The sequence below is a fragment of the Glutamicibacter sp. NPDC087831 genome (assembly GCF_044742845.1).
Classification (GTDB): Bacteria; Actinomycetota; Actinomycetes; order Actinomycetales; family Micrococcaceae; genus Glutamicibacter.
On record NZ_JBIUVH010000005.1, the window covers coordinates 154,444 to 177,646 of the forward strand.

Below are 23,203 nucleotides of genomic sequence, written 5' to 3' on the forward strand. Positions count from 1 at the left end.
GGTGCGCGTGGTTAGGATGGAAGCATGACTTTACGCGCTGACGGCCGAGGAGCCGCGCAACTTCGAGACATTACCATCACCCGTGGCTGGTCCGCTCAGGCCGAAGGCTCGGCGCTGATCGAATTCGGCGACACCCGCGTGCTGTGCACCGCGTCCTTCACCGAGGGCGTGCCACGCTGGCTCAAGGGCGAAGGCACCGGCTGGGTCACCGCTGAATACGCGATGCTCCCACGTGCTACCAACACCCGCAACTCCCGCGAATCGGTCCGGGGCAAGCTCTCGGGCCGCACCCATGAGATTTCCCGCCTGATCGGCCGCTCGCTGCGTGCCGTCGTGGACACCAAGGCCCTGGGCGAAAACACCATCGTGCTGGACTGCGACGTCCTGCAGGCCGACGGCGGCACCCGCACTGCCGCCATCACCGGTGCCTACGTGGCACTGGCAGAAGCAATTTCCTGGGCCCGTTCGCAGGGCATCGTGAAGGCCAACGCCAAGGTGCTCACCGACTCGGTCGCCGCGATCTCGGTGGGCATCATCGATGGCACCCCGATGCTGGACCTGCCCTACGAGGAAGATGTTCGCGCCGAGACCGACATGAACGTCGTGGTCACCGGATCCGGCGACTTCGTCGAGGTCCAGGGCACCGCCGAAGGGGTTCCATTCAAGCGCGAGGAGCTGGATGCCCTGCTGGACCTGGCCCTTGGCGGAACCAACGAGCTGGCCGAGATCCAGCGTGAAACCCTGAGCAGCACCAAATGAGCAAGCCGGTACTGGTGCTTGCCTCGCGCAACCAGGGCAAGCTGCGCGAATTGCGCGAATTGCTGCGCGGGCAGGTGCCGGGCTTGGATGTTGACAGCCAGGTCATCGACGCCGCCACCGCTGGGGCTGCCGATCCGGTTGAAGACCAGGTCACCTTCCAGGGCAATGCGCTGAAAAAGGCCCGCGAGATCTCGGCATCCACCGGCCTGGTGGCGCTGGCCGATGATTCCGGCTTGAGCGTGGATGTGCTCGGGGGAGCGCCGGGAATCTTCTCGGCGCGATGGTCCGGGGTGCACGGCAATGACGAAGCGAATATCGATCTGCTGCTCGGCCAGCTCGGCGATATTGCAGCCGAGCACCGCGCAGCGCAGTTCGTCTGCGCCGCGGCACTGGCTACCCCAGAGGGTGCCGAGCACGTGGAACTGGGCAAGGTCGAAGGCGTGCTGCGCACCGAGCGTGCCGGCGAGCATGGTTTCGGCTATGATCCGATCTTCGAACCGGCCGGCGCCGGCAAGTCCATGGCCCAGCACACTCCGGAGGAGAAGAACGCGATCTCGCATCGGGCTCGCGCCTTCGCCGCGTTGCTGCCCAGCATCATCGACGAGGTCACCAAGGCCTTGGCCAAGTAGCCTCCAAATCCCGGATAGAACAAGAACGCCAGCAAATCCTGAAACGGATTTGCTGGCGTTCTTGCGCTAGTGCGGGAAGTTCTCGCCGAACCGTGCCAGGGCCAGATAGGGCCGCTCGTCGAACTCGGTCACCAGGTATTGGGTTTCGCATGCGCGGCACTGCCACTGTGCGGGAGGCCCCACAGGCATCATGCAGCCAGCGGTGACGTACTCGTCGTCATCGGGCATGAAGCTTGGCATTCCCCAGATGATCTTCAGCGGATTGCGTTCCCCGCATTCCGGGCAGGCAGGCTTCGCGAACTTCCGAAGCTGTTCCAGGGTTGGCTGGTGGGCCATGTCGTGGCAGCCACGGCAAAGCAGCACCACCTCATCGGCATGGTCCTGGATCTCCCAACGCAGGCCGTTGTGATGGCTCTGCGGCAGATGGACCTCGGGCCTGGCAGAAATATCCCGATCGCAGATTTCGCAAGCAAGCGGTTCATACGGTGAAGCCTTCTGGAGGATGGCCACAACGCCGAGCACCTCATTGGCCTTCGCAGGCTGCGAGGGAGTGCAAGGTCCGGCGGTGACGAATATCGGGCGGGGGCGTTCGAGAAGATCCCCGATGCTGCCCAGAAGCTTCTGGGCAAGGGAATCTGCCAAATACTGCGAGCGTCCTGGAAGTTCTGCGCCGATCATGGACTCGAGCTCAGCCACGGAGATCGGGTTGGTGAAGGTCGCCAAATTGGTGAAGGTGAGCCGCTCCGCCTCATCGGCTTCGGTGATTTCAAGGCTGGCAATCAACGCTGGAGTGCCCTCCAATGCCGTCAGGACGAGATCGCCTGCCCGCAGGGGGTCCTCCAAATTCCAGCGGAATGACTCGTTCTCCTGCCCCAGGGCCGCCGCGGAAGCCAGTGCATTTGCCTGGCGGCACCAATATACCGGCTGGCCCTTCGTGCCGGTGAGCAGTGCGCGATTCAATGCCGCTTGGTTCGGGCGGCGCAAGGGGTAGTCCAGGATATTGCGGCCGGGACGCTGCATGGTGCCAGCGCGCGAGTCCTGGATTCTGGCGATCAGCTCGCGCCGGGTAGCGCGGGCCATTTCTTCACCGGTGGATTCGGGGAAAAGCACCGTGTACAGCCCGAGCAGGATCTGGCGATCCAATGCTCCGAGAAGCGGATCCGGAGCCTCAAGGCGATTGAAAAGTTCTTGCATGGTCCCTCCCATAAAGGCCTGCAATCCGTGGATTGCGGTCATTGCCCAGCGTGCGATCACTATTTTCCTGGGCCAGATACTGCAAATTATTCGTAGCCATCGCCAGCCCTTCCCGGTTTCGGGTTGCGCCATGCGTTGTCTCGGTCTGCAGCTCCATTTCCGTGCTCACCACGGTGAACGCACCATCGCCGGTGCCCGTTCCAGGCAGCCCCGTCGACAGTTCCCAGCATAGATAGCGAGGGGGACAGTTTGGGGTACCGGATTTTCCGTGGATATTTTGCCGCCCCGCTATTGCACAGAACCGAACTAGGTTCTATGGTTAGTTACATGAGTAACTAACCCACTAACTAACCTAGTGGAAATGAGCACGGAGAGGAGCCAGCATGATTGATGATTCAAAACCGATCTTCTTGCAGATTGCTGAGCTGATTGAGAACGACATCATCTCTGGTGTTCTTGCAGAAGAAGCGCAAGTTCCATCAACCAATGAATTCGCAGCGTTCTACCGGATCAATCCGGCCACAGCAGCCAAGGGAATCAACCGGCTCGTGGAAGACGGACTGCTCTACAAGAAGCGGGGGATCGGCATGTTCGTCACCGAAGGTGCACCGCGGCGGCTGCGAGAACAGCGCCGCGAGAAATTCCAACAGCAATTCATCACCCCATTGACCGCAGAAGCCTCCAAGCTGGGCATTGGCCTGGATGAGCTGGTCGCCATGATCAAGACCGGTTCGGATTCTTGAAACATCTCTACTAGGCAGGGAGGAACGACATGCCACGAACGACAGCAATCGCCACACGCGAGCTGAGCAAGACCTACAAGGACGTGCGAGCGCTCGACAACGTCAGCCTGGAACTGGAACCCGACCGTATCTACGGGCTGCTTGGACGAAACGGGGCCGGCAAGACCACGCTCATGTCCATCCTGACCGGGCAGAACTATGCGGACCAAGGCACCGCCGAAATCTTCGGCCACGCCCCCTTCGAGCATGATCCGACGCTCTCGCGCATCTGCTTCATCCGCGAATCCCAGAAGTACCCCGATGACTTCAAGGTCCACCAGGCCTTCAAATCCGCAGCCCTGTTCTTCGAGAACTGGGATGAGGAACTGGCCAAGGATCTCGTCGAGGCGTTCGCACTGCCGACCAGGCGCAGGATCAAGAAGCTCTCCCGCGGGCAGCTGTCCGCGGTGGGCGTGATCATCGGCATGGCCTCGCGGGCGGACATCACGTTCTTCGACGAACCCTACCTCGGCCTGGACGCGGTAGCGCGGCAGATCTTCTATGACCGCCTCGTCGAAGACTTCGCGGAATATCCACGCACCATCGTGCTCTCCAGCCACCTGATCGATGAAGTCGCCAACCTGCTCGAACACGTCATCGTGATCGACAAGGGGCGAATCGTCATCGACTCGGATGCCGAAGAGCTGCGCGGCACAGCGGTAACGGTAACTGGCGAGGACGCCAAGGTCCAGGAATTCATCGGCTCCGCGCAGATAATCCATCGTGATGCACTCGGCGCCCTGGCCAGCGTCACCATCAAGGCCAAGCTGGATTCGGAGCAGCGCGAACAAGCGAAGCTCATGGGCCTGGACCTGAGTCCGGTGTCGCTGCAGCAACTGGTAGTCCGCAGCGCCTTGAGCAGCACCACCGAAACAGGGATCGACGAACGGACGGAGGCAAGAAAATGAACCGCATCATCAAAGTCGCCCGCATGCAACTGATCAACAAAGCCACTTTCATTGGAATCCCGCTGATAATCCTGGGTGGATCGTTCCTCTTCACACTGGCCATCTGGTGGCTGGTCCGGCGCAACGGCAGCGACGAAGGGCTGTACAGCGGTGGCGCCCAAGCGCCGATGTGGTACTTCTTGGCCCTGGGCATCCAGGCGCTGACGCTGACTTTCCCGTTCTCCATGGCCATGAGCATTTCGCGGCGTACCTTCTATCTGGGAACCGTGGCACTGTTCTCCGTCTGCGCACTGGTTCTGTCGGTGTTCTACTACCTGATTGGATTGCTGGAAGTCGCCACCGGTGGTTGGGGCATGGGCGGCCAGTTCTTCGCCCTGCAATGGATTGCGGATAACAACTGGCTGGTCCAGATCCTGTTCTACTTCGTGCTGATGGTGCTGCTGTTCATGGTCGGCTTCCTGATAGCGACCATCTACATGAGGTGGCGCACCACGGGCATGGTGGTTTTCTTCACCCTGCTGGGTGTGGTGGTGCTGGGAATCATCGCCCTGTTCACCTTCGGCAATTACTGGGACCAGTTCTGGAGCTGGGCCTTGACCTGGACCGCCGCGGGGATCACGCTGTGGGGCGGCCTGGTGGCCCTGCTGATGGCAGGAGGATCCTATCTCACCTTGCGCAAGGCAACCGCCTAGCCCGGGTCCGAAATGCAGGGCATATGGGCACCGGTTCCCTTTCCCTTGGGGGAAGGGAACCGGTGCCTGCTTTTGCAAGAAGGCGCCCAGCGGCCCGGGACCGCGATTTGCTATTCTTCAATGACTGCCGGTGAAGGCGCTGGAGCCGCCCGTGCCGCGGCGGCAGGGGAGCAACCCAGGAGAGAAATCATGAGCGCCTCGCCGACCGGAATTCGAACCGCAGACGGAGCGCTGGAATTGCGCCGCGAGTTCACCCAATCCCCGAGCAGGATCTGGCGCTATCTGGCAGACTCCCAGTGCTTGGCGCTCTGGTATGGCCCATGGCACGGGGACCCGGAGCGCGGCGCGGTGGACGTGGTGATGCTGCTCGAGGACGGTTCACCCACCGAACGAGTCGAAATCCTGCGTTGCGATCCGCGCATGCACCACCTGCAGGTGCAACTTGGAACAGGCCCCTCGGCCTGGCGGCTGGAGCTCGCGGTGCAGTCCTGCGGCGAGGGCAGTTCCCTGGTCTTCCGGATGCCGGGCCTAGACCCGCAGCTCGCCGGCTCCGTCGGGCCGGGCTGGGACTACTACCTGGACCGCCTGGCAGCCGTGGTGAACGGAGCCGATGCCGACAGCGTGGACTTCGAAGCCGATTACTATCCGGCGCTCAGCGAGCATTACGAGGAGCTGTTCGGGCGCTGAGTTCCCTGCGTGCAGGGTTCGACTCGCTCAATGCGGCCGGCTGATGATTGTGAGATGCCCTGCCTTGCGCCCAAGCCAGCCAGCCCGCCGATAACTTGATCGATACAGGTCAAAATCGGGTTGCAGTGAATTATTGGCCCGTTATCGCCCGGCGGTCACCGCGCGGTGCACGGTGCGCGAATGTCACGCATGCCGGTGCCAGCGATTAAGCGAGTAAGCTATTGGGCGTGGCATTGGACTTCACAGCAGTAGATTTTGAGACAGCAAACGGTTTTATCGGCTCCGCCTGTTCGGTGGGCCTGGTCAAGGTACGCTCCGGGCAAATCGTCGAAACCGAACAGTGGCTCATGCAGCCGCCGGCAGGCTTCGACCACTTCGACCCGCGCAACGTCTCGATCCACCACATCACCCCCGACATGGTGAGCGCCGCGCCACGGGTGACCGACAGGATTCCGGAACTGCTGGAATTCATCGGATCCGACGTGCTGGTGGCCCACAATTCTTCGTTCGATTCCGGAGTGATCCGCGCGGCGTGCGAAGCCGGCGAACTGCCGGTACCGGAAATTGCGCACCTGTGCACCGTCAAGCTCTCCCGCAAGGCCTACGATCTGCCCAGCTACTCGCTGCCGTTCGTTGCCGAAGAAGCCGGGCACCCTATCGAAAACCACCACGAGGCCCTGGCTGACGCTGTGGCCTGTGCCTGGGCAATGATCGATATCGCCGGGCGCAGCGGACAGCAGTCCGTATTGGAGACGGCAGACCACTATGGCGTCCGGCTGAGCCTGACCCAGCCGTGGCAGCCAGGCCACGAACTGTCCCGCGCCACCCGCGACGCCCAAGGCTGGCTGGCTGCAGGCAACCCGTTGCCGCCGCAGGATTCCTTCAACAACTGGCCGCAGGAAGGGCCGAACCCGAAGCCGAGCGACAACGCGGATCCCAGCCATCCGCTGTTCGGCCAGATCATGGTGTTCACCGGCAACCTGTCCATGCCGCGCCCCAAGGCCAAGGAACTGGCCGCCGAACACGGCGCGCAGACCGCCTCGCGGGTCACCCGCGCCACCACGGCGCTGGTCGTCGGAGACGGCTTCGTCCCGGAGGATCTGGCCAACGGGCGGCTGACCAACAAGGCCAAGCACGTACTCCGGCTGCGCGAAAAGGGCCAGCGGGTCAGCATCATCTCCGAAGGCGAGTTCATGCAGATGGTTGGCGGGTTCGGCCTGACCGCCTAGCAAACCGCAGAAGCCCGGCCGGCACAGATCGAATCTGTGCCGGCCGGGCTTCTGCCACTTGGTCCTGGGCGCGGTTCCTAGACCAGCAGCGCCATCCAGCGGTCATGCAGCTCGGAGATGATGTCATCCAGTGCGCTCGCGGGGCGCTCGCCGACGGCTTCGGTGCCGTAGATGGCAGCCAGCAGCGCTACAGCGTAGGCGTCGACCTCGGGATCTCGGCTGGCTTCTTCTTCGGCGGTTGCCGCCGGGGCGGCCTCGATGTCCGATTCCGCGTCTTGCTCGGCGGCATGCTCGCCGAAGTACGCCGCGTAGGCCTCTTCGGGGGACAGCGAGATGTTCTCGGCGATCCTGGTGGCCACCTCGCGCAGCGCATCGGCCGACGGGCCCTGCAGGCCAACGAGCAGCTCGGCCCATTCGCCGGTGGCGGCCTCGGAGCGTTCCATGGCCGAGCGGATGATCTTCGCCGCGGCAATGGCGGTCTTGGCCGCCTGGTCGTCGTGGGTCAGGAAGGCGGCCGAACGGGCCAGGGTCTCGGTGGTGCCCACAGGGACCCGAGCCAGCAGCGCGGCAATCGCGGCACGCGGCAGCACGCCGGTGGAGTCGGCGCCAGCGCCGGTGGGACGCCCCGGCTGTCCCATGTCGGGGCTGTCCAGGCCGGCGAGGTTCTGCGGATCGCCGTCCAGGATCTTCTCGAAGATCTCGACGTTGGCGAATTCCTTGTCGATCCAGCGGCCCAGCGGTTGCGGGGCGCGTTCCGGGAAGGAGCCGGCGATCTTGCTGTAGCCGCGCAGGGCCGCAAGCCACATGCAGGCCGCTTCGTCGCTGGCGACACCGTCGTTGGCCCATTCCAGCGCTTCCAGCAGGCCGTCGGCCAGGTAGAGCGGGAGGATTTCGGTGGCCCCGGGGTCAATTTCGTCACGGGCGTGGGTTGCGCCATCGGCTAGGCCGAGGAGGATCGCAAACACCTTGTCTGAGTAGTTCTCTGGCAGGAGTGCAGTTTCACCGGTTTCATTCACATCACCATTCTAATGTCCAAGTTGTCCGCGGCATTGCATAAGGTTGGACACATGCGATTGCTTCACACCTCGGACTGGCATTTGGGACGGACCTTCCACGGGGCCTCCCTGATCGAAGCGCAGCGCGCAGTGCTGCAGGAAATCATCGATATCACGATTAATCAGCAGGTTGATGCGGTGCTGATTTCCGGTGACATCTACGACCGCGCGCTGCCGCATGTGGATGCCGTCCAGTTGTGCAACTGGGTGCTGCGCGAGCTGCGCGCCACCGGGGCCGCCGTCGTGGTCACCAGCGGCAACCACGACTCGGCCTCCCGTCTGGGCTTCGGCGCAGAGCTCCTGGACAGCGCCGGGGTGCACATCATCGCCGACCTCCAGCGCATGCTGCTGCCGGTTATCCACGATGCCGGCGATCACCGGGTGGCCATCTACGGCATCCCGTACCTGGAACCGCGCATGGTGATGGAACGCCTGGGCGTGGAAAAGGCCAGCCACGAAGCGGTGGTCCGTGCGGCCATCGCGCAGATCGAAGAAGATCTTGCGCAACTGCGGGCAGGGGAAAAACCGGTAGTTTCCATCGCGATGGCCCACCTGTTCGCCGCCGGCGGCTACGGCAGCGACTCCGAACGCGAGCTGAGCACCGGCAACCTCGACGTGGTTCCGGCAGAGCTTTTCGAGCGCTTCGACTACTCGGCGCTGGGGCACCTGCATGGACGGCAGAAGGTCAAGGAGCACGTGCGCTATTCGGGCTCTCCGCTGGCATACTCCTTCTCCGAGGCAACGCAGCGCAAGGGCGTATGGCTGATCGACACCAACGCCCGGGGCATAGAGTCCGTGCAGGAAGTCCTGCTTCCGGTGCCGAAGAAATTGGCCATCCTCAAGGGCAAGCTCGCTGAGCTCCTGGCGGATCCGGAACTGGAATCCGCCGCCGATGCATGGTGCCAGGTCACGCTGACCGATAGCGAACGCCCCGCCGACGCGATGGCAACGATTCGAACCCGTTTCCCCGACACTGTGGTGCTGAATTTCGCCCCCGAACACGCCGGCGGGGATGCCAAGCCGGCGAGCTATGCCGAGCGCATGGCCAAGGCCGCCAGCACCGAACAAGTGGTGGGGGACTTCATGGAACATGTCCGCGAACGCGCGGCCGATGAACTGGAACGGGAAGTCATCGGCGCCGTCATCCAAGCCACCCGAGAGGCACAGGCCAGCCAGTGAGAATCCACAAACTCCAGATCCAGGCGTTCGGGCCCTTCGCAGGCACCGAAGAGATCGACTTCGATGAATTGGCCGAAGGCGGACTGTTCCTGCTTGATGGCCCCACCGGTGCCGGCAAGTCCAGCATCCTGGATGCGATCTGCTACGCCCTGTACGGTGCGTTGCCCGGAAGCCGCGCCGGCAGCCGGCAGATCCGTTCGGACCATGCCCCGGCCGGTTTGGCTCCGGAAGTGGTCTGCGAGCTGACCATCGGCGACCGGCGCTTCGAGGTCACCCGTTCGCCGGCCTGGATGCGCCCGTCCAAGCGCGGCAAGAACAAGACCACCGAGCAGAAGGCCGCCAGCTTCCTGCGCGAGTTCACCGGTTCGGGCTGGAAGGAACTGTCCACCCGCAACGACGAGGTGGGCCACGTCCTGGGCAGCCTGCTGGGTCTGGACCGCGAGCAGTTCACCAAGGTAGTCATGCTGCCGCAGGGCGGCTTTGCGGACTTCCTGCGGGCCAAGGCCAAGGACCGCGAAGATCTCCTGGCGAATCTCTTCGATACCAGCGGCTATGCGCGGATCGAGGATGAATTCGCCGCTCGGCTGGCCGAAGAGCGCAAGAAAACCGAGAGCCTGGAAGCACGCCTGAGCGCCAGCGAAGAGGCCATCCATTCCGCTGCCCGGGCGTTCCTCGCCGGCCGCGAAGCCAGCGATGAGCCCGCCGAGGCCGACGGCGAAGCGAACGCCGACGCCGATGGCGCTGGACAGGCCGCGGGGGTGGACCTGAGCAGTGCCGAGCAGTTCGCCGGCTATCACCGCCGGATCGCGGCGGTTCACCGGGACTCGGCCCTCGAAGCGGCCAAACTGCGCACCGAGATGACCCGCACCCGCGAGCAGGCGCAGGCCCTGGAGGAACGCCGCCGGATCTTTGCGCGCCTGGCCGAGCTGCGCGGCATGCAGGCCGGCTATGCCCAGAACCATGAAGCGGCAACAGCGGCTGCCGCGCGTTTGGACAGCGATGCCAAGGCCGGTGCGGTGCGTGCCTACCAGGCCCAGCTCCAGGAGGCATCCGTCGCCCAGGAGCAGGCCAAGGGCACCTGGCTGGACAGCAAGCTGTGGCTTGAAACCGAACAGGGACTGGACCCCAGTGCCGACGCTGCCGGTCTGGAGCAGCTGCGCCTGCCGGCGCAGCAAGCGGCCGAAGAACTAGCGGTGGCCAAGGCGGGCCTGGACGATGAAAAGCGCCGCGGCGTCCTGGCCGGCCAGGCATGCAAGGCCGCCGAACTGGCCGCTGCGCAGGAAGAGACCCGTGCCCAGGCCGAAGCCGAAGTTGCCTTGCTCAAGGCCGAACGTGCTGCGCTGGAAGCCGCGGACCTCGACCAGGTAGCCGCCGGCAGCAAGGTCCAGCAGGCCAAGGAACAGGTGAAGGGTCTGGAGACCAGGATCCAGCATGCCACCGAGCGCGACACCCTGGAGAAGCAGGCGCTGTCCGCACGGGAGCAGTCCAGCGCACAAGAGCTGGAGATTGTAGGCGTAGCCAATACCTTGCTTGACCTGCGTACCGAGCAGCTGGCCCAGAGCGCTTTGCGATTGGCTGCCGCGCTGGAAGACGGGCAACCGTGCCTGGTCTGCGGTGCGCAAGAGCATCCCGCCCCGGCCCGGGCGGATGCCGATGCGCCGCTGATCGACGATGAGCAGATCCAGACGCTGGAAACCGCGGTGGTTGCGGCAAGAGCTGCCGGTCAACGGGCCGCGCAGGCGCGCGACACCCTGGTGGCCAAGTTCCAGGCCGCGCAGGAAGCCGCGGGCGATGCCCCGGTCGCGGACCTGCGGACGGAGCTTGCCACGGCGCAGGCCGGGCTGGAACGGGAGCAGAAGCAGCAAGGAGAAATCGCTGCCCGCGTGGCAAGGCTGGACGCGGTGCGCCAACGTACCGAGCAGCAGAACGCGCGGGCATCCCAGGCCGTACTCGAGCACGTCACCGCGAAGCAGCGGGCGCAGTCCCTGCAAACCCAGCTGGCAGAACTCGATGCCAAGCTGGAGCAGCTGCGCCAAGGCCGGGAGAACCTGGCCGAACTTGTGGCGCAGCTGTCCGCCACGTCCCAGGGCTTGGCCAGTGCGGTGCGGCACCTGCGCCGTTTCCTTGAGGCCGGCGAGGCGCTGGAGAAGGCCGAGGCCACCTGGAATAGCCAGCGCACGGCCGCCGGTTTCGAGAATCCGGCTGCCTTCGAGGCCGCCTTGCTGGACAGCGCCGAACGCGAGCGCCTGCGCCAGCTGCAGCGTGCCGATGCCGATCTGGCCAGTGCCATTGCCACGCTTGAAGCGTCGCAGGACTGCCGCAAGGCCCAGGAATTATCCGCGCAGGGCCTTGAAGGGCCAAGCGAAGAAGGGATTGCCGAAGCGAAGCTGCTCTCTTCCCTTGCCGAAGAACGCTTCGAAGCGGCGCGGGAACAAGAAGTGCTGGCGCAGACCCAGCTCGCTCGCCACGAGCAAGCAGCCACTGATCTTGAACGCCAGCGGACCGAGGCAGGCCCGGTCATCGAAGCCTACCGCCGGCTGCGCGGATTGGCTGAAGTGATTCGTGGCGGGGGAGAGAACCTCTACAAGATGACGCTGAGCACCTATGTGCTCGCTGCCCGGCTGGAGGAAGTGGCCATCGCCGCAACGCAGCGCCTGGGCATGATGTCCGGCGGCCGCTACTCGCTGCACCATGATGATTCCAAGCAGGGCAATTCGAAGTCCGGGTTGGGGCTGCAGGTGCTCGATTCGTGGACCGGGAAGCGCCGGGAGACCCAGACGCTCTCCGGAGGCGAGACCTTCATGGCCTCGCTGGCCCTGGCACTGGGCCTGGCGGATGTCATTTCGCACCATTCCGGGGCAGTGGACATGCAGACGCTCTTCGTCGATGAAGGCTTCGGTTCGCTGGATGCCGAGACGCTGGAAGAAGTCATGCAGGCGCTGGAAAACTTGCGTGCCGGGGGCCGCACCATCGGCTTGGTCTCCCACGTGGCAGAAATGAAGCAGCGCATCACCAATCGGATTTCGGTCAGCAAGACCCAGCACGGTTCCACCATTGAACGCGATGGCACTGTGATCTTGGCTGGATAGATTGGACTTGCCCCAGGGCAGTAGCTATCTTGAAAGTAGTGCCATCAGGCATGCCTGGGAAATTTTGTGCGTCGGGGGGTGTGGGACGACGCACGCTTCGTCATGGAGTTTTGTTGACTCAGCCTACTTTGTCGAAGGAAAACAGTGAGGAATCCGAGAAGATGTCCGGATACTCCGCGTTAGTTCCTTTGGTGGGAGCACCCTTCCTGCCGCTTACTTTCCTTGCACGCCTCCCGCTGGCGATGCTCACCATCGGGTCCATGACCCTGGTAACTGCTACCACCGGCTCATATGCCATGGGCGGCTTGGCCGCGGCCATGGTTGGCCTGGGGTCCGCCATTGGCGGTCCGAGCATCGGCTATCTGGCTGACCGGGTGGGCCAGCGCCCGGTATTGACCACTGTCGCGGTCATCCACACCATCCTGCTGGTTGCCCTGACGCTGTTTGCCGATTCGGGACCGGACATGTCCGCGGCCTTGCTCTCGATCATGTGCCTGGCCGCCGGTGCTACCGGCCCGCAGGTCGGCCCGATGTCCCGCGTCCGCTGGATTGCAATCACCCGCCAGCAGAAGAAGAACCACAAGGTCCTTTCGGCGGCACTGAGCCTGGAGTCCATGTTCGATGAACTGGGCTTCGTCTTCGGCCCGGTTGCCGTGGGCCTGCTGGCCTCCCTGGTGGATCCGGTGCTGCCGCTCTACCTTGCCGCCCTGCTGACCCTGGTGCTGGTGCCGGTGTTCGCCTCGCACCGTACCGGCAATGCGGTGAAGCCGGCGAGAACCGCCGAGCACACTCCCAAGGTCTCGATCAGCGGCGCGCAGGTTGCCGCGATCGGTGCCCTGGTCCTGGGCATGATGGCGCTGGGCACGGTCTTCGGTTCCTCGGCGGCCGGTACCCTGGCCTTTGCCGGGGCGCAGGGCGATTCCAACTCCGGCGGCCTGCTCTATGGCGCCATGGGCTTCTCCAGCGCGATTGCCGCGATCTCCGTGGCCGCTTGGCCGCAGGCCTTCAAGCAGATCAACCGCTGGATCCTGTGCGGCGCAGCACTGACCGTGCTCAGCTTCGGCCTGCACGTGGCCGGCAATGTCCCGCTGATGCTGGTTGCCCTGTTCATCGCAGGATTTGCGGTAGGGCCGGTGATCGTCACGGTCATGACCCTGGGCGGCGAAGTCGCTCCGCCGCAGCGCCTGTCCACCGTGATGACCATGCTCTCTGCCGGCATTGTTGTGGGAACCGCGATCGGAAACGGCTTGGCCGGCGTCTTCGCCGAGACCCTGGGCTACCTCGGCGCCTTCTGGGTCTCCACCGGTGGCGCACTGGTGATCTTCCTGGCCGCTGTGGCGATGAAGATCGTTGTCGCGAAGTCCCCGACGCTGGCCCGCGTCCGCTAGGGCAAGAACTCTGCGCATCTTGCGGCCGGCCAGCAAAGCTGGATAAGAAGCATCCCGTTGCACCTCGCCCAGCAGGCGAAGGGCAACGGGATGCTTCTTTCCCCGCCGGGAATTGCTAGTGCGCGAGCTTTTCGCTGATGCGCGCCGCTGCGTGCTTGAGTTCCTCGATCATGCGCTCGTACCCGCCGACCGTGCTGGCGGCGAAGACGACGGCCAAGGCCGCCGGGGTTTGCCCGGAATGCTGGATCGGAACGGCAATGGACGTCACGCCCTGGATGACTTCATTCTCGCTGGTGGCATAGCCGTCAATCCGGGCCGCGACGGCAGCTTCGCGGTACTCGATGCCCGTGTCCAGGGCATCCCACTCGGCCTTGGCATAGCGCGACTGGATCGCGATGCCGGCTGCTCCCACATCCATGCCGTGCACCGAGCCCGGGCGATGGACGATCGCGCGCTGGGAGTTCAACGGGGAGACCGACTGCAAGGTGGTGCACAGGTCGTGTTCCCAGACGGCTACGAAAGCAGTCATCGACAGCTCGTTGGCCAGCGCGGTGAGTTCCGGGGTGGCGGCCGCCTGCAGGTCGCGCTGGACCGAGCGGGCGAGCACGGCCAAGCCGGAAGCGGAACGGATGTGCCCGGCCTCGTCGCGGTTGAGCAGGTGATGCTGCTCCAGGGTGCGGATGATGCGGTAGGCAATGGAGCGGTGGACTTCCAGTTTCGCGGCGATTTCCGCGATGGAAAGGTTGACCGGGGAATTGGCGACGATTTCAAGGACGCGGATTCCACGCGAAAGCGTCTGGGAGGTAGGCATTGCTCTTCAATCTGGCGTGCGGCGCTGCTGGAACGTCGTCGAGGGCCTTCGTAGTGAATCTGGGGACCAAGCGGTCGGTGATCTATATCCGATTTTAGTCGTTCTCTATTAGAACACCGAATTCCCAGCCCGTTGCGGGAGAGGGTGCCTGGCTGGAGCTGGTCACGATTTGGATAGATCTTGTGATCTGCTTCACTGTGGGCATATGATGGTGTGCGACATAAACCGTCCGAACGGTCGGTAAACAACTCGCAAAAGGCCAACTCATGTCATCGACTGTCACTCGCACCCAGGAGGAGCGCCGGGTTCTTGCCGGCACCCTGGTGGGCACCACCATTGAGTGGTACGACTTCTTCATTTTCGCCCAGCTCACCGCGACCCTGCTGACCCCGTTGTTCCTCGAGCCCCTGGGGCAGTCGAATCCGGGTGTCGCGCAGATCCTTTCTTTCGCAATGATTGGCATCTCCTTCTTCTTCCGTCCCCTGGGCGCAGTGGTTGCCGGCCACCTGGGCGACCGCTACGGACGCAAGCGCATCCTGGTGCTCACCCTGATCCTCATGGGCGTTGCCACCGCGGCCATTGGCCTGCTGCCAACCTACGCGTCCATCGGCGTGGCCGCGCCAATCCTGCTGGTGCTCCTGCGCGTGGTCCAGGGCTTCTCGGCCGGTGGCGAATGGGGCGGTGCAGCCTTGATGGCGGTAGAGCACGCACCGAAGGATCGCCGCGGCTACTTCGGCGCCTACCCGCAGATCGGCGTGCCCATCGGCATGATCCTGGCTACCGGCCTGCTCTACATCCTGCGCGTTGCGATGAGCCCGGAAGAGTTCGCCGCATGGGGCTGGCGCATTCCGTTCCTGCTCTCCATTGCGCTGATCTTCGTGGGCTACATGATCCGCCGTGCGGTTGAGGAATCCCCGGTCTTCAAGCAGCTCGCCCAGCGCAAGGCTTCCGAGCACACCCCGCTGCGCGAGCTGATGACCAGCCATTCCAAGCAGGTCCTGCAGGCCGCGCTGATCTTCATCTCGAACAACGCCGCCGGCTACCTGGTGATCGCGTTCTTCATTTCCTACACCACCAAGGTCCTCGAGATGCCGGTGGCACCGATCCTCCTGGCTACTACCATCGGTTCGGTGGGCTGGCTGATCTTCACCCTGGTCGGCGGCTGGCTCTCGGACAAGATCGGGCGCCGCAATACCTTCGTGATCGGCTACGCGCTGGTGTTCATCTGGATGATCCCGATGTTCCTGATGGTCGACACCGGAAACATCGTGCTGTACACCATTGCGATCTTCGTGCTGACCGTTGGCCTGGGCTTGTCCTACGGCCCGCAGTCGGCGATGTACGCGGAGATGTTCCCGGCGCAGATCCGCTACTCGGGCATCTCCATTGGCTACGCCATTGGCGCCATTCTGGGCGGCGCCTTCGCGGCCACCGTGGCGCAGATCCTGTTGGAGACCACAGGCTCTTCGATCTCGATTGCCATCTACATCATGGTGCTGACCATCATTTCCGTGGCAGCGGTGCTCTGGGTGGGCGAGACCCGTGGACGCAACCTGCACGTGGAAGAAATCGAGGGCGAACAGGCCGACTCGCGCGTGGCGCACTAGTTTCGCGGCAGCATAATGCCCGCGCAGGCAAGGGATCAAGCGATCCTGGCCCGCGCGGGCATTTGCGCGTCTGGCGACCGGTGGTTTGGCGATCAGCAGGCGGATGCAGCGGGCAGTTTGCTGCACGGCCGACGTCCGGCCACCGCCATCCATTGCGCCTAGGCCGCCGGCATGCGGGACCCGACTGCCTGGCCAGGTTACTGGGCGGGGCGGGTGGTGGAGGAACGTACGATCAGCCGATGGCCCAACTCGTGGGCCTGCGCCGGTTCCTGGCCACGGATAGCACGCAGCAGCATGGCGACCGCCAGCTGCCCCTGCTCATGCGGACGCTGCTCGACGGTGGTCAAGCCGAAGAGCTCGGCCAGGTCGTGATTGTCCACGCCGATGACCGACAGGTCATGGGGCAGCTGCAAACCGAGATCGCGGGCGGCCAGGATCGCGCCAATGGCCATTTCATCACTGGCTGCGAACACTGCCGTCGGTCGGGATGCCGGGTTGCCCAGCAGCTGCTTGGCCACCGCGTAGCCCTGGGCCATGGAGAAGTCCGCGCTGGCGAACAGCGACTCATCCAGTTCAAGTCCAGCCTCGGCCAGCGCCCGCTCGTAGCCGGTGCGGCGGTGGGTGGGCACCATGAAATCCACATCGGTTTCCGCGTTGCCGCCGATGAAGCCAATGCGTTCATGGCCCAGGGAGATGAGGTGCCCGGTCGCGAGGGCAGAAATCGCTTCGTCATTCACGTGCAGGGTCGGCACACCGGGAAGCGGTCCTCCCACGCCAACCAGGGGCTTGTCCATGGCCAGCAGCGCCTGGACCTCGTCCCCAGCCAACTCGACGTTGACCGCGATCACCGCATCCACGCGCTGGCGCAGCAGGAAATCGGAGAAGATCTTCTCGCGCTGGGTGCGGTCCTTGGTCAGCTGATAGAGGGTGGTGTCATAGCCCTCGTCCATCAAGCGGCTGGAAATGCCTTCCAGCACGCAGGCATAGAACCAGTGGTTGATCACCGGAACGAGCACGCCGATGTTGCGGGTGCGTCCCGAGGCCAGCCCGGACGCGGAAGATGAGACCACATAGCCCAGCTCGGTGGCGGCGCGCTGCACAGCCTCCTGCGCGGACGCGGAGACAGAACCCCGGCCAGATAATGCGCGCGAGACGGTGGCAATGGATACGCCAGCGGCTTGTGCGACGTCTTTGATCCCGGCCACTTCTCTTCCTTCCTTCATAGGCACAGCCGTGGCTAGGGGAAATTCCTTCCCCTGGCCATGGCTCCTGCCCAACATTACCCGGTGCGGCTGCAGCCGGTCAGCAGATTGCCGGCTACGGCAACTGGAACCAGAGCGTGGTTTCGCCCGGAATCATTCCCGATTCCGCCGAAATCTCGCTTTGGCTGCGCACCAGTTCGGTGGCGCCCTGCGCACCGGCAGGCAAAGGCTGTGCAGTTGCAGCGTAGTTGGCCACGACCAGCACAGTGCCGTTGGCGAAAGCCAGAACATCATCTCCGGTGCCTTCGACCCAATCCAGGGTGCCGGTGCCCAGTGCATGATCCTGGCGCAGCTGCAACAGGCGGCGGTACAGGTTCAGCGTGGAGGACTGGTCATCGACCTGCGCATCGCGGGCGTAGGAGTCCCAGCCTGCCGGCTGCGGCAGCCAGCTTTCACCGGTGGCGCTGAAGCCGAAAGCGGGCTTGCCGCTTTCCCAGGGCAAGGGCACCCGGCAGCCGTCACGCCCGTAGCGCTCGCCATTGGTGCGCAACCAGGTAGGATCCTGGCGCGCCTCATCTGGCAGTTCAACGGCTTCTGGCAGGCCCAGCTCTTCGCCCTGGTAGATGTAGGCGCCACCTGGCAGGGCCAGCATCAACGCGCTGGAAGCACGAGCGCGACGCAATCCCACGGCAGCCTCCGGCAGGTTCGGGGTGTTCAGGCCGATGCCCTCGCCCTGCGGGTTCTCATCGGTCAGCGCCAAGCGGGTCGCATGGCGCACCACGTCATGGTTGGAGAGCACCCAGGTGCTCGGGGCGCCGACCTTGCCGAACTCCTCCAGAGACTGGTCGATGGTCTCGCGGATCTGCTGGGCATCGAAGTCGCAAGAGAGATAAGGGAAGTTGAAAGCCTGGTGCATCTCGTCCTCGCGCACCCACTTGGCCATCAGCGACAGGGGATTGACCCAAGCCTCGGCGCACAGCACGCGCTCGCCGTCGTACTCGTCCATGACCTTGCGCCAGTCGCGGTAGATCTCATGCACGCCATCCTGGCCCCACCACGGAGCCAGTTCGTCGGTGCCGCCCATGGAGGCACCGGATGGGTCCGGGGTGAAGTCCGGCAAGCCCTCGGCCTTGATCAGCCCGTGGGCCACGTCAACGCGGAAGCCGTCGGTGCCCCGGTCCAGCCAGAAGCGCAGGACGTCGCGGAACATCGCGCGCACTTCCTCGTTGTGCCAGTTGAAGTCCGGCTGCGAGGAGTCGAAGATATGCAGGTAGGACTGGCCGGCGCTGCCATCAGGATTCGTGGTTTCGGTCCACATGGGGCCGCCGAAGACTGAATCCCAATTATTCGGGAGCCCGGTTGCCGGGGTGTCCTTGAAGATGAAGCGGTCGCGTTCGGGGGAGCCGGGCGCGGCCTTGAGTGCTTCCTGGAACCACGGGTGCTGGTCCGAGCAGTGGTTCGGAACCAGATCGATGATGACGCGCAGGCCCAATGCGTGGGCCTTGGCCACCATCGCGTCGTAGTCCTCCAGGGTTCCAAACAGCGGATCCACATCGCAGTAGTCCGACACGTCGTATCCGGCGTCCTTTTGCGGGGAAGTGAAGAATGGCGAAAGCCAAATCGCGTCGACCGAAAGCTGCGCGATGCTTTCCAGGCGTTCGGTAATTCCGCGCAGATCACCCATCCCATCGCCATTGGAATCGGCGAAGGAGCGCGGGTAGATCTGGTAGATCACCGAGGAGCGCCACCACTGCGAGTCTTCGGATTGCACAAGGGAATCAGCTACTGAACGAATTGAAGTCATGACGGTAACGATAAATGATTCACCACAGTTTGTAAACGCTTGCAATTATGCTTCAAAGCCTTCGTTCCATGGTGAGGTCTGAATTCGAGCCTCGGCCGATAAAAACTGATTTTTATCGGCGTTGTTGTCAATTTTCATGATCTGTGCCACGCTGTAAACGCTTACAATCAATGTGTTACTCGCACCACTAAAGACCCGACCGGCAGGCCCAGCGGAAATCGCGGCCGACCCGGTCCCTGATGACACAGTTGTCACGAAAGGACATCCCATGAAGGTGAATAAGCACCCTTGGCTTCTCGGCGGAGCACTGACGGCCATTGCCGCACTCTCGCTCACCGCCTGCGGCGGGTCTGGCTCCAACACGCCAGCAGTTTCCTCCAGCCCCGCAGCGGCGCAATCCTCGCCGGCAGCTGCCTCCGGCGGCAAGCTGACCGTCTGGGTCGACGCCAACCGCGAGCCAGTGCTCAAGGATGCAGCAGCTGACTTCGAGAAGCAGTCCGGGGTCAAGGTGGACCTCGTGATCAAGGACTTCTCCAAGATCCAGGAAGACTTCCTGCGCCAGGTTCCAACCGGCAAGGGCCCGGATATCACCATCGGCGCCCACGACTGGTTGGGCAACCTGGTCAACAACGGCGTAGTCCAGCCAGTTGAGCTGGGCGACAAGGCCGGCGAGTTCCAGGACGTCGCGGTCAACGCCATGAGCTACGAGGGCAACACCTACGGCGTTCCCTACGCCACCGAGAACCTGGCCCTGCTGCGCAATGCGGATCTGGTCAAGGAAGCTCCAAAGAGCTTCGATGACATGATTGCCGCCGGCGAGAAGGCCGGCACCGAATTCCCATTCCTGGTCCAGGTCTCTGATGTCGGCGATCCATTCCACGCCTACCCGTTCCAGACCTCCTTCGGCGCACCGGTGTTCGGCACCGATGATACGGGCGCCTATGACCCGGCAGATCTGCAGATCGGCAACGAGGGCGGCATCGAATTCGCCAAGTGGCTGGCTGAAGAGGGCGAAGAAGGCAACCTGAAGACCAGCCTCGACGGGGACATTGCCAAGGAGAAGTTCGTCTCCGGCGACTCGCCATTCTTCCTGACCGGTCCATGGAACGTGGAAGCAGTAGAAGAAGCTGAAATCAACCTGGAAATCGACCCGATTCCATCGGCCGGTGGCGAGCAGGCCCAGCCATTCGTCGCCGTGCAGGGTTTCTTCGTTTCCGCGAAGACCGAGAACCTGCTGGCCGCTACCGAATTCCTGACCAACTACATCGGCACCGAAGAAGTCCAGACCGAACTGTACGAGGTAGGCAACCGCCCGCCGGCAAACAAGGCGGCATTCGAAGCGGCCAAGGCCGATGAAACCATCGCTGCCTTCGGCGAGGTCGGCGCCAACGGCGTGCCAATGCCGAACATCCCGGAAATGGCTGCCGTATGGGAGTTCTGGGGCGTAGCCGAGGCCGAGATCATCACCGGCAAGGCTGATCCGGCCAAGCGCTGGAAGCAGATGACCTCGGACATCGAAAAGGCCATCTCGAAGTAGGAACGCCTGCCACCAGGCACAACGATGGGCGCTGGGGCCGGGAGGAACTCCTCCGGGCCCCAGCGCCTGCAATTCACCAGCGCTAACTGCACTTGATCGACAGGGACATCTGGAAGATGACAAAGACCGCCCGCCAAGGGCCGCAACCCGGCACCGAGGAGACGAAGCCCAAGCTGTCACCGGCAGCCAGGCGCTTCGCCAACGCCACCAGTACCTCCACTGGCGCCATGCTCGCCAAGATCACCCTGGTGGCGATCGTCGATGCGACCGCGCTCTTCGCGGTCTTCACCGCACTGGGGCGCGAAGCCTGGGCGATCGCCGCGGTGATCGCGGCCATTACCGTGCTGATCAACGTGGTCTACTTCAAGCGCGGATGGCTGCCGGCAAAGTACCTGCTGCCGGGCACCATCTTCCTGCTGATCTTCCAGGTCTTCGTGATCGGCTACACCGGGTATATCGCCTTCACCAACTACGGTTCGGGGCACAACTCGGATAAGGATGACGCGATCAGCGCGCTGCTGCAATCCAACCAGAACCGCGTCGAGGGATCAGCCGGCTACCCGGTGTCCATCCTCGAGGGGCAAGACGGGCTGGCGATGCTCATTGAGCGTGATGGCCAGCAGCTGCTCGGCGATGCGGATGATCCTTTCGCCCCGGTAGACCCCGCTGGCCTGGGGGACTACTCCGAACTGGCTTTCGCCGATTTGCTGGGCCGCCAGCAGGAGGTCACCTCGCTGGCCGTTCCATTCACCGAGAACCCGGCAGATGGCACCGTGCGCACCAGCGATGGCCGCACCGCCTACCAGTACACTTCCTCCATCAAGCATGATGAAGCCGCGGACACCATGACCGATCAGCAGACCGGCGTGGTGTACCGGGACACCGGCGTGGGCGCGTATACCGCGCAAGACGGCTCGCAGCTGATGCCCGGCTGGTCCATCAACGTGGGCTTCGAGAACTTCACCCGTGCGGTCACCGATTCCTCGATCCGCAACGCCCTGTTCTCTGTCACCGTGTGGACCTTCGCCTTCGCCTTCCTGTCGGTGGCGACCACCTTCTTCCTCGGGCTGTTCCTGGCGATTGTCTTCAACGACATGCGCATGAAGGGGCGGAAGGTCTACCGCGTCATCTCGATCCTGCCTTACGCATTCCCTGCGTTCCTGGGCGGGCTGGTCTGGGCCGGCATGCTCAACCGCGACTTCGGGTTCGTCAACCAGGTGCTCCTGGGCGGAGCGCAGATCCCTTGGCTGACCGACCCGTGGCTGGCGAAGTTCTCCGTGCTCTGGGTGAATCTGTGGCTCGGATTCCCGTACATGTTCCTGGTCTGCACCGGGGCGCTGCAGTCCATTCCGAATGAACTCTCCGAAGCGGCCACCATCGACGGGGCGAAGCCGTTCCAGATCTTCCGGTTGATCAAGCTGCCGCTGCTGCTGGTCTCGGTGGCTCCGCTGCTGATCAGCTCCTTCGCCTTCAACTTCAACAACTTCAACGTGATCTACATGCTCACCGAAGGCGGGCCGCGCATGCAGGATGCAGGACTGAACGTGGGATCCACCGACATCCTGATCTCCATGGTCTACAAGGTGGCCTTCGTTGGCTCCCAGCGCGACTATGGGCTGGCCAGCGCCTTCTCCATCATCATTTTCGTGATCGTCGCGATCATCTCGATTATCAGTTTCAAGCAGACCAAGGCACTGGAGGAGCTGAACTAATGAGCACCGAAATCACCGGCAGGCCGGTAGCCGGCGCACCCAAGGGACGCGCGGGGCGCCAGGGCCTGGGCAAATGGTTCGCCTCCACCGGCTGGCGCCACCTGATCGGCGTGGCCCTGTGCATCTATGCGGCCTTCCCGCTGCTCTACGTGCTCTCGGCCTCGCTGAACCCCAATGGAACCCTGCTGTCTTCCAATGGATTGTTCACCACCATCGGCTTCAACAGCTATGTGGAGCTGTTCCAGAATCAGCAGCGTCCCTTCGGCGCCTGGTTCATCAACACCTTGGTGATCGGCCTGACCACGGCGGCCGCTTCGGTGTTCCTCGGCGCCTTGGCTGCCTACAGCTTCTCGCGGATGCGCTTCACCGGCCGCCGCGTGGGCCTGGTCAGCTTGCTGATTGTGCAGATCTTCCCGCAGCTGCTGGCCGTAGTGGCGATCTTCATCCTGCTCACCTCGCTGGGAGATGTCTTCCCGGTCTTGGGCATCGATAACCAGATCGCATTGATCATGGTGTACCTGGGCGGGGCACTGGGTGTGAACACCTATCTGATGTACGGCTTCTTCAACACCATTCCGGTGGAAATCGATGAAGCGGCGAAGATCGATGGTGCTGGCCATGCCCGCATCTTCTTCACCATGATCCTGCGCCTGGTGGCACCGATCCTGGCCGTCGTGGGCCTGCTGTCCTTCATTTCCAGCACCTCGGACTTCGTGATCGCCTCGGTCATCCTGGTCTCCCCGGAGAACCAGACGCTGGCTGTGGGACTGTACTCCTACGTCTCGGAGGAATTCACCTCCAACTGGTCGGTCTTCGCTGCCGGTGCGGTACTGGCAGCGATCCCGGTGATGGCATTGTTCCTGTTCTTGCAGAAGTACATTGTCGGCGGCCTGACCGCCGGCGCAGGCAAGTAGCCCGCAGCAACTGACCGCTTCGGGC

The 23,203-nt window shown here is 63.5% G+C and carries 19 protein-coding genes; 14 read left to right on the top strand and 5 right to left on the bottom strand.

What is annotated here, in order from left to right; translation table 11 throughout:
* Window positions 1-24 precede the first annotated feature (24 nt).
* A complete protein-coding gene (rph, locus tag ACIOJF_RS15530) occupies window positions 25-759 on the top strand; it encodes a ribonuclease PH (protein WP_388025335.1) in 735 nt (244 codons plus the stop codon).
* Entirely contained in the window at window positions 756-1,388 is a 633-nt protein-coding gene (rdgB, locus tag ACIOJF_RS15535) for an RdgB/HAM1 family non-canonical purine NTP pyrophosphatase (protein ID WP_105658434.1), read from the top strand. Before rph ends, rdgB begins: the two co-directional genes overlap by 4 nt.
* Window positions 1,389-1,454: 66 nt before the next feature.
* On the opposite strand, the gene ACIOJF_RS15540 is transcribed toward rdgB, so the two are convergent.
* Complete coding sequence (locus ACIOJF_RS15540) at window positions 1,455-2,582, bottom strand: HNH endonuclease (RefSeq protein ID WP_402741846.1); 1,128 nt, start codon at window positions 2,580-2,582, stop codon at window positions 1,455-1,457.
* A gap of 383 nt (window positions 2,583-2,965) precedes the next feature.
* Here ACIOJF_RS15540 and ACIOJF_RS15545 point away from each other — a divergent pair, with 383 nt between their 5' ends.
* The 5 genes from ACIOJF_RS15545 (at window position 2,966) to ACIOJF_RS15565 (ending at window position 6,880) form a co-directional block, all read left to right on the top strand.
* Window positions 2,966-3,325 (top strand): GntR family transcriptional regulator, encoded by a 360-nt coding sequence (locus ACIOJF_RS15545; RefSeq protein ID WP_181148913.1) that lies wholly within the window; start codon window positions 2,966-2,968, stop codon window positions 3,323-3,325.
* 29 nt (window positions 3,326-3,354) lie between these two features.
* Entirely contained in the window at window positions 3,355-4,272 is a 918-nt protein-coding gene (locus ACIOJF_RS15550) for an ABC transporter ATP-binding protein (RefSeq protein ID WP_105658436.1), read from the top strand.
* Window positions 4,269-4,964: a hypothetical protein gene (locus ACIOJF_RS15555; protein ID WP_105658437.1), complete on the top strand. Its 696-nt coding sequence runs from the start codon at window positions 4,269-4,271 to the stop codon at window positions 4,962-4,964. The genes ACIOJF_RS15550 and ACIOJF_RS15555 overlap by 4 nt, the downstream gene beginning before the upstream one ends.
* 189 nt (window positions 4,965-5,153) lie before the next feature.
* The gene (locus tag ACIOJF_RS15560; RefSeq protein ID WP_105658438.1) at window positions 5,154-5,651 is read left to right on the top strand and encodes an SRPBCC domain-containing protein; all 498 of its coding nucleotides are present in this window, start codon (window positions 5,154-5,156) and stop codon (window positions 5,649-5,651) included.
* Window positions 5,652-5,878: 227 nt separating this feature from the next.
* On the top strand, window positions 5,879-6,880 hold the full coding sequence (locus tag ACIOJF_RS15565) for an exonuclease domain-containing protein (RefSeq protein WP_105658459.1): 1,002 nt from the start codon (window positions 5,879-5,881) through the stop codon (window positions 6,878-6,880).
* 77 nt (window positions 6,881-6,957) lie between these two features.
* On the opposite strand, the gene ACIOJF_RS15570 is transcribed toward ACIOJF_RS15565, so the two are convergent.
* Complete coding sequence (locus tag ACIOJF_RS15570) at window positions 6,958-7,896, bottom strand: hypothetical protein (protein WP_105658439.1); 939 nt, start codon at window positions 7,894-7,896, stop codon at window positions 6,958-6,960.
* Window positions 7,897-7,947: 51 nt separating this feature from the next.
* Between ACIOJF_RS15570 and ACIOJF_RS15575 the strand changes: the two genes are divergently transcribed.
* The 3 genes from ACIOJF_RS15575 (at window position 7,948) to ACIOJF_RS15585 (ending at window position 13,591) form a co-directional block, all read left to right on the top strand.
* Window positions 7,948-9,114: an exonuclease SbcCD subunit D gene (locus tag ACIOJF_RS15575; RefSeq protein WP_332498733.1), complete on the top strand. Its 1,167-nt coding sequence runs from the start codon at window positions 7,948-7,950 to the stop codon at window positions 9,112-9,114.
* Window positions 9,111-12,203 (top strand): AAA family ATPase, encoded by a 3,093-nt coding sequence (locus tag ACIOJF_RS15580; RefSeq protein ID WP_402741847.1) that lies wholly within the window; start codon window positions 9,111-9,113, stop codon window positions 12,201-12,203. The genes ACIOJF_RS15575 and ACIOJF_RS15580 overlap by 4 nt, the downstream gene beginning before the upstream one ends.
* A gap of 113 nt (window positions 12,204-12,316) precedes the next feature.
* Entirely contained in the window at window positions 12,317-13,591 is a 1,275-nt protein-coding gene (locus ACIOJF_RS15585; RefSeq protein ID WP_105662606.1) for an MFS transporter, read from the top strand.
* A 115-nt stretch (window positions 13,592-13,706) separates the two neighbouring features.
* On the opposite strand, the gene ACIOJF_RS15590 is transcribed toward ACIOJF_RS15585, so the two are convergent.
* Complete coding sequence (locus ACIOJF_RS15590) at window positions 13,707-14,402, bottom strand: IclR family transcriptional regulator (RefSeq protein ID WP_105658443.1); 696 nt, start codon at window positions 14,400-14,402, stop codon at window positions 13,707-13,709.
* A 266-nt stretch (window positions 14,403-14,668) separates the two neighbouring features.
* On the opposite strand from ACIOJF_RS15590, the gene ACIOJF_RS15595 reads away from it, so the two are divergent.
* The gene (locus ACIOJF_RS15595) at window positions 14,669-16,009 is read left to right on the top strand and encodes an MFS transporter (RefSeq protein ID WP_105658444.1); all 1,341 of its coding nucleotides are present in this window, start codon (window positions 14,669-14,671) and stop codon (window positions 16,007-16,009) included.
* A gap of 197 nt (window positions 16,010-16,206) precedes the next feature.
* Here ACIOJF_RS15595 and ACIOJF_RS15600 read toward each other — a convergent pair whose 3' ends face one another.
* Window positions 16,207-17,214 (bottom strand): LacI family DNA-binding transcriptional regulator, encoded by a 1,008-nt coding sequence (locus ACIOJF_RS15600; protein WP_105658460.1) that lies wholly within the window; start codon window positions 17,212-17,214, stop codon window positions 16,207-16,209.
* Window positions 17,215-17,326: 112 nt separating this feature from the next.
* Window positions 17,327-19,015, bottom strand: a complete 1,689-nt coding sequence (locus ACIOJF_RS15605; RefSeq protein WP_402735739.1) for an alpha-amylase family glycosyl hydrolase — start codon at window positions 19,013-19,015, stop codon at window positions 17,327-17,329.
* 268 nt (window positions 19,016-19,283) lie between these two features.
* On the opposite strand from ACIOJF_RS15605, the gene ACIOJF_RS15610 reads away from it, so the two are divergent.
* The 3 genes from ACIOJF_RS15610 to ACIOJF_RS15620 all read left to right on the top strand — a co-directional run bounded on the left by ACIOJF_RS15610 (window position 19,284) and on the right by ACIOJF_RS15620 (window position 23,178).
* Entirely contained in the window at window positions 19,284-20,552 is a 1,269-nt protein-coding gene (locus ACIOJF_RS15610; RefSeq protein WP_105658446.1) for a maltose ABC transporter substrate-binding protein, read from the top strand.
* Window positions 20,553-20,668: 116 nt separating this feature from the next.
* The gene (locus ACIOJF_RS15615) at window positions 20,669-22,264 is read left to right on the top strand and encodes an ABC transporter permease subunit (protein WP_402741848.1); all 1,596 of its coding nucleotides are present in this window, start codon (window positions 20,669-20,671) and stop codon (window positions 22,262-22,264) included.
* A complete protein-coding gene (locus tag ACIOJF_RS15620; RefSeq protein ID WP_105658448.1) occupies window positions 22,264-23,178 on the top strand; it encodes a sugar ABC transporter permease in 915 nt (304 codons plus the stop codon). Before ACIOJF_RS15615 ends, ACIOJF_RS15620 begins: the two co-directional genes overlap by 1 nt.
* Window positions 23,179-23,203 lie beyond the last annotated feature (25 nt).